Source organism: Segeticoccus rhizosphaerae (assembly GCF_009192725.1).
Classification (GTDB): Bacteria; Actinomycetota; Actinomycetes; order Actinomycetales; family Dermatophilaceae; genus Segeticoccus; species Segeticoccus rhizosphaerae.
In genome coordinates this window covers 1-7,760 of sequence record NZ_VOHR01000186.1, presented here as the reverse complement: position 1 = coordinate 7,760, position 7,760 = coordinate 1, and the positions used below count along the sequence as shown (strand labels likewise).

General features: G+C 72.3%; 7 protein-coding genes and 1 pseudogene. 5 read left to right on the top strand and 3 right to left on the bottom strand.

From position 1 onward, the window contains the following. Nucleotides 1-222 (bottom strand): annotated as a pseudogene (locus FRW57_RS14170) (1-deoxy-D-xylulose-5-phosphate reductoisomerase); the annotation flags it as partial. A gap of 124 nt (nt 223-346) precedes the next feature. On the opposite strand from FRW57_RS14170, the gene FRW57_RS14165 reads away from it, so the two are divergent. The 5 genes from FRW57_RS14165 (at nt 347) to FRW57_RS14145 (ending at nt 5,310) form a co-directional block, all read left to right on the top strand. Next, the gene (locus FRW57_RS14165) at nt 347-1,279 is read left to right on the top strand and encodes a siderophore-interacting protein (RefSeq protein WP_203230334.1); all 933 of its coding nucleotides are present in this window, start codon (nt 347-349) and stop codon (nt 1,277-1,279) included. Between the two features lie 75 nt (nt 1,280-1,354). Next, the gene (locus tag FRW57_RS14160) at nt 1,355-2,434 is read left to right on the top strand and encodes an iron-siderophore ABC transporter substrate-binding protein (protein WP_152186291.1); all 1,080 of its coding nucleotides are present in this window, start codon (nt 1,355-1,357) and stop codon (nt 2,432-2,434) included. Beyond that, nucleotides 2,424-3,473 carry a FecCD family ABC transporter permease gene (locus FRW57_RS14155; protein WP_238999434.1) on the top strand — a complete coding sequence of 350 codons (1,050 nt, stop codon included), beginning with the start codon at nt 2,424-2,426 and terminating at the stop codon, nt 3,471-3,473. Before FRW57_RS14160 ends, FRW57_RS14155 begins: the two co-directional genes overlap by 11 nt. Beyond that, nucleotides 3,473-4,513: a FecCD family ABC transporter permease gene (locus FRW57_RS14150; protein ID WP_152186290.1), complete on the top strand. Its 1,041-nt coding sequence runs from the start codon at nt 3,473-3,475 to the stop codon at nt 4,511-4,513. Before FRW57_RS14155 ends, FRW57_RS14150 begins: the two co-directional genes overlap by 1 nt. After that, nucleotides 4,510-5,310 (top strand): ABC transporter ATP-binding protein, encoded by an 801-nt coding sequence (locus FRW57_RS14145; protein ID WP_152186289.1) that lies wholly within the window; start codon nt 4,510-4,512, stop codon nt 5,308-5,310. Before FRW57_RS14150 ends, FRW57_RS14145 begins: the two co-directional genes overlap by 4 nt. 9 nt (nt 5,311-5,319) lie before the next feature. Here FRW57_RS14145 and FRW57_RS14140 read toward each other — a convergent pair whose 3' ends face one another. Both FRW57_RS14140 and FRW57_RS14135 read right to left on the bottom strand, forming a co-directional pair. After that, nucleotides 5,320-6,189: a hypothetical protein gene (locus tag FRW57_RS14140; RefSeq protein ID WP_152186288.1), complete on the bottom strand. Its 870-nt coding sequence runs from the start codon at nt 6,187-6,189 to the stop codon at nt 5,320-5,322. Further along, nucleotides 6,186-7,619 (bottom strand): WXG100 family type VII secretion target, encoded by a 1,434-nt coding sequence (locus FRW57_RS14135; RefSeq protein ID WP_137122935.1) that lies wholly within the window; start codon nt 7,617-7,619, stop codon nt 6,186-6,188. Before FRW57_RS14135 ends, FRW57_RS14140 begins: the two co-directional genes overlap by 4 nt. Nucleotides 7,620-7,760 lie beyond the last annotated feature (141 nt).

Genomic DNA, 7,760 nt, shown 5'->3' with positions numbered 1-7,760 from the left:
CTGCCGGATCGCGGTGCGCAGCTGCTCGGCGTCGCCGGACGCCACTGCGACGGCCTCCACGGCGAGCGCCACCGCCTGCTCGGCGAGCAGGTCCAGGTGGGCGCCGCCGGCGCTCAGCGCGGTGACCCGGAACCGGTCCGGGTTGCGGGTGATCACGTCGATCGCCTGGGTGCCGATCGAGCCGGTCGAGCCGAGGATGACGACGCTGCGCTGGGTGTCCACGGCTCCATTGTCGATCACGGCGCGCCGGAGACCGGAGCACGGTCGCCGGAGCCGGTTGTCCCGGCGATCAAGATAAGGGTAGCCTCCCCTTACTTCCCGACACCTCGACCTCACAGGGAGCCACGTGCCGTCGAAACTCGCCACCGCCACGGTGCCGGCCTACCGCGACTTCGATGCCACGGTCGCCGCCGTGGCCGTCCTCAGCCCGCACTTCGTCCGGGTGACGTTCACCGGCCACGACCTCGAGCGGTTCGGCGACACGTGCCTCGACCAGCGGATCAAGGTGGTGCTGCCGCTGCGTGATGCTGGCGGTACCGATCCGTTCGCCGACCTGCCCCGGGGTGAGGACTGGTATGCCGCGTGGCGTGCGCTGCCCCGCGAGCGGCAGAACCCCTTCCGCACCTACACCGTGCGTGCGGTGCGTCCCGGTCGTCGCGAGGTCGACGTCGACTTCGTCCGCCACGGCGACGGCGGCCCCGCCTCGGCCTGGGCCGGTCGGGTCGAGGTGGGCCACCGGTGCGTCCTCATCGGTCCGGACCGGCGTGGCGACTCGGCGCTCGTCGGGGTCGATTGGCGGCCGGGAGCCGCGACGGAGGTCCTGCTGGCGGGCGATGAGACGGCAGTGCCCGCGATCGGCTCCATCCTCGAGTCCCTGCCGGCCGACACCCGCGGTCAGGCCTTCCTCGAGGTCCCGACAGCCGAGGACGTGCTCCCGCTCGAGGCGCCCGACGGCATCGAGGTCAGGTGGCTCCCCCGCGTAGCTGGCATGGATGCAGCCGTCCCGCCGCACGGTGCCCGGCTCGCGCAGGTGCTGAGGGCCGAGCTCACGGTCGGGCCGGCGCACCCTGGCGTGGCGGACCCGGAGCCGGTCGACGTCGACGGGGAGCCGCTGTGGGAGACGCCGGTGGAGGAGCCCGAAGGAGCAGCGTTCGCCTGGCTCGCCGGCGAGGCCACGGTGATCCGCAGCCTGCGCCGCCACCTCGTCCGAGACCGCGGCTGGGACCGCCGCCACGTCGCCTTCATGGGCTATTGGCGCCTTGGTCGCGCCGAGGTCTGAACCGCAGCACCCGACATACGCCCATTCCCGACACACCGCGCCGCCGGCCGGTAGTGCTCACCCGAAAGGAAACCCATGTCCCTGTTCATCCGAGAGGGCGGTCGGCGTTCCAGCGTCGCGATCACGGGCCTCGCACTGGCACTGGTCGCCCTCAACGCCTGCGGCTCGGCGAAGGACGCCCGCGATGCGGCCGCCCCCGCCGATGGCGCGAAACCGACCGCCACCACGGGCAACGCCGACGCAGGACCCTTCCCCGTGAGGATCAAGAGCGCGCTCGGGACCGCGGAGATCCCCGAACAGCCGGAGCGGGTCGTGACATTGGGCCAGGGGTCGACCGAGACCGCGATCGCGCTCGGCGTCATCCCGGTCGGGATCGAGAAGTACCCCTGGGGCAGCGACAAGTCCGGCTACCTGCCGTGGGTGCACGAGGCGGTGACCAAGGCGGGAGGCAAGCTGCCCGAGCAGTTCACCGGCGGCACCGAGCTGGACATCGAGGCCGTCCTGAAGCTGCACCCGGACGTCATCCTGGCGCCCTGGTCCGGCATCACCCAGGAGCAGTTCGACCTGCTGGGCGACATCGCACCGACGGTCGCCTACCCCGACAAGGCGTGGAGCACCAACTGGGACCAGCAGATCCGGACCATCGGCACGGCACTGGGCAAGGAGCAGGGGGCGACGCGGCAGATCGACAAGATCAACGAGCGTTTCTCGCAGGTCCGCGCAGCACACCCCGAGTTCGCGAAGCACACCTTCGCCTACATCTACAACACCGGCCCAGGCACGCTCGGCGTCTTCCTGCCCGATGAGCAGCGGGTGGCGATGCTGCGCAAGATGGGTCTGCGGGTCGACCCGGTCGTGAACACCCTGCCCGAGTCGGAGGGCACCGACTCCTCCGTGCTCGGCCTGGAGAACGCCGACAAGCTGAAGAACGCGGACCTGCTGTTCACGTTCTACATGGACGTCAAGTCCCGCGAGCAGATCGAGGCCCAGCCGCTCTATGCGGGCATCCCTGCCATCAAGCGCGGCAGCCTGGTCACGAGCAACGACCGGCCGTTCGTCACCGCCTCCTCGATGATCAACCCGTTGACTGTCCCCTGGTCGATCGAGCGCTACGTCCCCATGATCAGCAAGGCGCTGCGCACCGTTGAGCGGTGACCTGCTCCTGCGGGCCCGCACCGGGTCCGCAGGACGGCAGACACGGCAACGCTCGCCCAGCCGGCGGGCTTTGCCGCTGGCGGCGTGCCTCGGGCTGCTCGGTCTGGCGGTCCTGGCGAGCCTGGCCCTCGGCAGCAAGGCGGTCTCGCTGCCCGACGTCCTCGCTGCCCTGCGGGGACAAGACGATCCCTACCTGCGCAGCGTCGTCGACAGCCGCGTCCCGCGCACGGCCATCGGCATCCTGGCCGGGGCCTGCCTGGCGGTGTCGGGCGTGATCATGCAGGGCATCACCCGCAACCCGCTCGGCGATCCCGGGCTGCTCGGTGTCAACATCGGTGCCGCCGCGAGCGTGGTCACCGCGACCGCCTTCCTCGGCGTCGGCGGGGGCGCGAGCACGGTGTGGGTGGCCCTGCCCGGTGCCTTCCTCGCCATGCTCCTCGTCCACGTCGTCGGGTCCGGCCGCCACGGCGCGACCCCGGTGCGGCTCGTCCTCGCGGGAGCGGTCCTGACCGCGGTACTGAGCGCCTACGTCCAGGCGGTCACCCTGAGCCTCCCGGCGGTCTTCGACAGCTACCGGTTCTGGGTGGTCGGCTCGCTCGCCGGCGCCAACGCCGAGACGTCGCTGCAGGTCCTGCCGTTCGTGGTTGCCGGGCTGGTGGTGGCGGCAATGCTCGCCGGGCCGCTCAATGTGCTCGCCCTGGGTGACGCCACCGCCACGGCCCTCGGCGCCCACCCCTCGCGCACCCGCCTCGCGGGAGTCGTCGCGGCGACGCTGCTGTGCGCCGCCTCGACCGCCGCAGTGGGGCCGATCGCCTTCGTCGGCCTGGCCGTGCCGCACATCGTGCGTTCGGTCGTGGGCAGCGACCACCGCTGGCAGCTGCCGCTCAGTCTGCTGCTCGGTCCGGCCCTGCTGCTGGCCGCGGACGTCGTCGGCCGGGTCGTCCTCCGGCCGCAGGAGCTGATGGTCGGCGTCGTCACGGCCTTCATCGGAGCACCGGTGCTGCTGGTCGTGGTCCGGCGGATGCGGATGGCCACCTGATGTCGGCCACCGCGCCACGTCTGGTCCGCCTGGGCAACGCGGTAGCCGTGCCGGTCACGAGGCGGGGGATGACGTATGCCTGGTCCGTCACCGCCCTGGTGATGGTCCTCGCGGTCGCCACCCTCTCCCTCGGCGACCTGGGCGTGCCGCTGGACCACCTCCCCCGGGCCCTGACCGGTGGGGCGGACGGCGCCGAGGCGTTCGTCCTGGAGCGGCTGCGGGGACCACGACTGGTCGTGGCGGTCACCGCCGGGGCGGCGTTGGCCGTCTCGGGATCGCTCTTCCAGACCGTGACCCGCAACCCGCTGGCCAGTCCGGATGTCATCGGCCTCACGGCGGGCGCAGGTGCGGGGGCCGCCGCGGCGAGCGTGTTCTGGTCCGGCGCGGTCCCGGTGCCGGTCGGAGCCGTGGCCGGAGCCGTGTCCGCGGCGATGCTGGTCCACCTCTCGACCGGTCGTGGGTTCTCCTCACCGAGCCACGTGATCATCGCCGGGATCGGCGTGGCCGCCATGGCGCTGGCCCTGATCCAGTACGTCGTGCTCGTCGGGATGCGCGACCAGTCCACCGCCCTGGCCGGCTACCTGGCGGGAAGCCTGTCGGCCCGTTCGTGGCAGCACGCGGCGCTGGTCGGGGCGGCCCTGCTCGTGCTGCTCCCCGCAGCAGCGCTGATGGGCCAGCGCCTGAGGCTGATCGAGATGGGAGACGAGCTCGCCGACGCCCTCGGCGGCGAGGCCCACCGCACCCGGTTCTGGTCACTCGTCGTGGCGATCGCGCTGGCGGCGGCAGCCGTCGCGGTGGCCGGTCCGATCTCCTTCGTCTCGCTCACCGCGCCCCAGGTCGCCAAACGGATCACGCGCGCCCCGGGTGCCGCCGTGCTCAGCACCGCCCTCACCGGATCGCTCATCCTCGTGGTCGCCGACCTGGCGGCACAGCAGGCGCCGGTGGTCCGGGACCTCCCGGTCGGCATCCTGACAGCCGGAGTCGGCGGTCTCTACCTCGGTTTCCTGCTCGTGCGGGAGTGGAAGAAGGGAACGTTGTGAACAGTGGTCTGGAGGCGCGCGACCTCACGCTCTGCTACGACGACCGCGTCGTGTGTCACGAGCTGTCCCTGCAGATCCCCGACGACCGCTTCACCGCCATCATCGGACCCAATGGCTGCGGCAAGTCGACGCTGCTCAAGGCTCTCGCGCGGACCCTGAGGCCGTCCTCCGGGCAGGTGCTGCTGGACGACCGGCCCATCGGCGCCCGAGGGAGCAGGGAGGTCGCCCGCCGGGTGGCACTGCTGCCGCAGAACCCGGTGGTGCCGGACGCCATCCGGGTCCGCGACCTGGTCGCGCGGGGACGTTATCCCTACCACTCGCTGTGGCGCCAGTGGAGCCCGGGCGACCGGGCAGCGATCGACGAGGCCGTCGAGCTGACCGGGGTCGGCGACCTGTTGGAGCGACCGGTCGCGGAGCTGTCGGGGGGCCAGCGCCAGCGCGTCTGGGTCGCGATGGTGCTGGCACAGCAGACCCGGACGCTGCTGCTCGACGAACCCACGACGTTCCTCGACATCGCCCACCAGTTCGACCTGCTCGAGCTGTTCGCCCGGCTGCAGCGAGACGGCCGGACGGTGGTCGCGGTGCTGCACGACCTGGGCCAGGCGGCCCGGTTCGCCGACCACCTCGTCCTGATGAAGGAAGGGGCCGTCGTGGCCGAGGGTGAGCCCGAGGAGGTGCTCACCCCCGACCTGCTGGCCGACGTCTTCGGGTTGCGTTCCGTGGTGGTGCCGGATCCGCTCACCCGCACCCCGATGGTGGTGCCGGTGCCGTCGAGCGTTCCCGCCGGCACCGCGTGAGGCCCTGGTCTAGCCCGGCGTCATCGCCTCCTCGACGGCGAGCGCCCGGATGACGAGGCCCTCCGCCTCGACCACCAGTGCCTCGACCAGCCGGCCCACCTGCGTGGGCTCCACCGGCTCGAGCCGGACCGCCCCGCCCGCACCGAACTGGTTGCGGCTGAGCCAACTGCCCGCATGGCCGAGGAAGAAGCCCAGGAGCTCGCCCGGCCCCTCATCGAGCAGGTGACGGACCGTGGCGTCGATGTTGACGGACGCCTGCTCGAGGACGGCCGGCACCGCGGGTGGTTCGTCGTCCGGCCCCGGTCCCTGCTCACCCGCCCAGCCCGAGGTCAGCGCGACCGGTTCGCCCGAGCCGGCGACCGCGCCGTCCGGCACGAGGAACTCCTGGAGACAGGCCCGCAGCCGATCCCGCTCCAGCCAGCCGAATCGGTGCAGCCCACCCTCGAGGACGTCCTCGACGAGGACGAACCGGTCGACCACGTGGGCATACCGCAGCACACACTCGTCGTCGACGGTGCGCTGCAGACACAGCAGCACCGGAGCGCCGTCGCGGATGTCAGCCAAAAAGGCCAGTCCTGCGGCCATCTCCACCTCCGGCCGGCCGTCCTCCCGCGGCTCGCGCGTCGGTGGCGCTGCCACGATCACCCCCCGAGCGAGCAGGGACCGGTATGCCGTGTGCAGGACCGTCGTTCGCTCGTCGTCGGGCACCTGGTCGAGGTAGGGGCTGGCCACGAGGCCCTCGAGGTTGCCGAAGAGCACGGCCGTCTCCTCGTCGGTCAGCTCGATCAGCGTCTCGGGCGCAGCGGAACCGGCCTCACCGCCGCGCGCTGCACCGCTGCCGTCGGCACCGGTGTGCGGGCTCTCCTCGGCGTCGGTCATCCGCCGGCTCCGAAGGAGGCCCGGCAGACCAGCGGATAGACAGGTTTGAGCAATGGCGATGGGGCCCAGCTCGGCCAGAAGCGCGCGCCCGGACACGTCTCCCGGTCCTTCCAGAACTCCGTCAACCGGTCCACCGGCCCTGGACGGACCGCCACGGGTCCCAAGGTCTTCGGGACGCCGCTCAGCTCCTGCCGCCAACGAGCGCCGGACTCCCCAGCTCGACGCAGGGCCCCGAGTGCATCGGGGCTGATGGTGGCGACCCCCTGGAGCAGGACTCCGCTCTTGCGCACGCCCGCCTTCCACACCTCCTGGTGCAGGTGCGCGAACGACCTGGCCAGCGACACCCCTCGTCGGAACGCGGCCACCTGCGTTCGGACGATCTGCTCACCCACCCGCCTCGCGGCCCGGTACGTCTTCACCGCGGCGGAACGGAGCTGCGCCCTGTGGTCATGGGCCCAGTTGCCGGCCTTCCACGCGTTGTGGGCGAGCAGGATGCCTCCGACCGTGAGTCCCACCGGTGGGTAGGCGACGATCGGCGTCACTCCGACGATCGCCGCTCCAGCCGCCAGCCCACCCAGCACGCGCGTCGTGGTGCCGCGCCAGCCCGTGTAGCCGGCCCCGGTGGCCGCGTCGCTCACTCCGCGGTAGAAGGTCAGGGCAGGCGTCAGCTTGGCCAGCAGCCTGGCGGCCCGGGACAACCGACGGGCCGGGCCCGCGAGGTGCGAGAACGGACCGTGGGTGATCTTCCTCAGCTGCTCCCCAGCACCCCTCAGGTGCCGGACCTGACGCCACAGGTCGCGGACCTCCAGCGCCTGTCGAGCCCCGGCCAGGTGCCGCAGGAAGGAGGCGTAGGTGTCAACCTGCCGGATGACCTTGACCGCCTTGCCGATGGCCCGCGCCGGAGCCGTGGCGTCGTCCACCCACGACAGGATGTCCGGAACGAGGCGGGACCTGTCGAGGACAGAGCGGAATCGCCGCGCCGCCGCGACCTGCTCGTGCACCACGTCCTCCCCCGCACTGGTGAGGGCGCGCACCAGAGCCGCCGCCACCGCGACCGGATCGGGATCGCGCCGGCCGGTGCCTGAACCCCTTCCCTCGGGCACGCACCGGGCGACCCGCAAGTCCTGTTCTGCCGCGTCCCGTCGGCGAGCGAGCTCGCCGGCTCGGCGCTGCGCCGAGTCCAGTTCGGAGGCATACCGCTGCGTGGCAGCGGCGATCTCGGACAGTCCGTCCCCGGCTGCGCCGAGTGCGCGCACCGCCCGTCCCGACGCCGCCACGAAGCGCACCGACGCGGTGCCCTGCCAGGCAGAGTCCGTCCTCCGCGCGTGACGCCGAACGGTCCGGGCCGCCTCATGCAGGTGCGCAGAGCGGTCGGAGAGCGTGCGGGCCGAGACCCGCAACGCCTGGGGATCGCCGGCGACCGCGGTCACTCCCGCCCTCTTCCGAGAACTCCGGCGACCTCTGCCTCGGCGAACCGGTATCCGCGGGCAGCAGCGACCGCCGCGACGCCGAGCCCGGACGTGCCCGCGCCGAGCCCGTCCAGATCATGGCCCCAGCGCCGGGACGCGGCC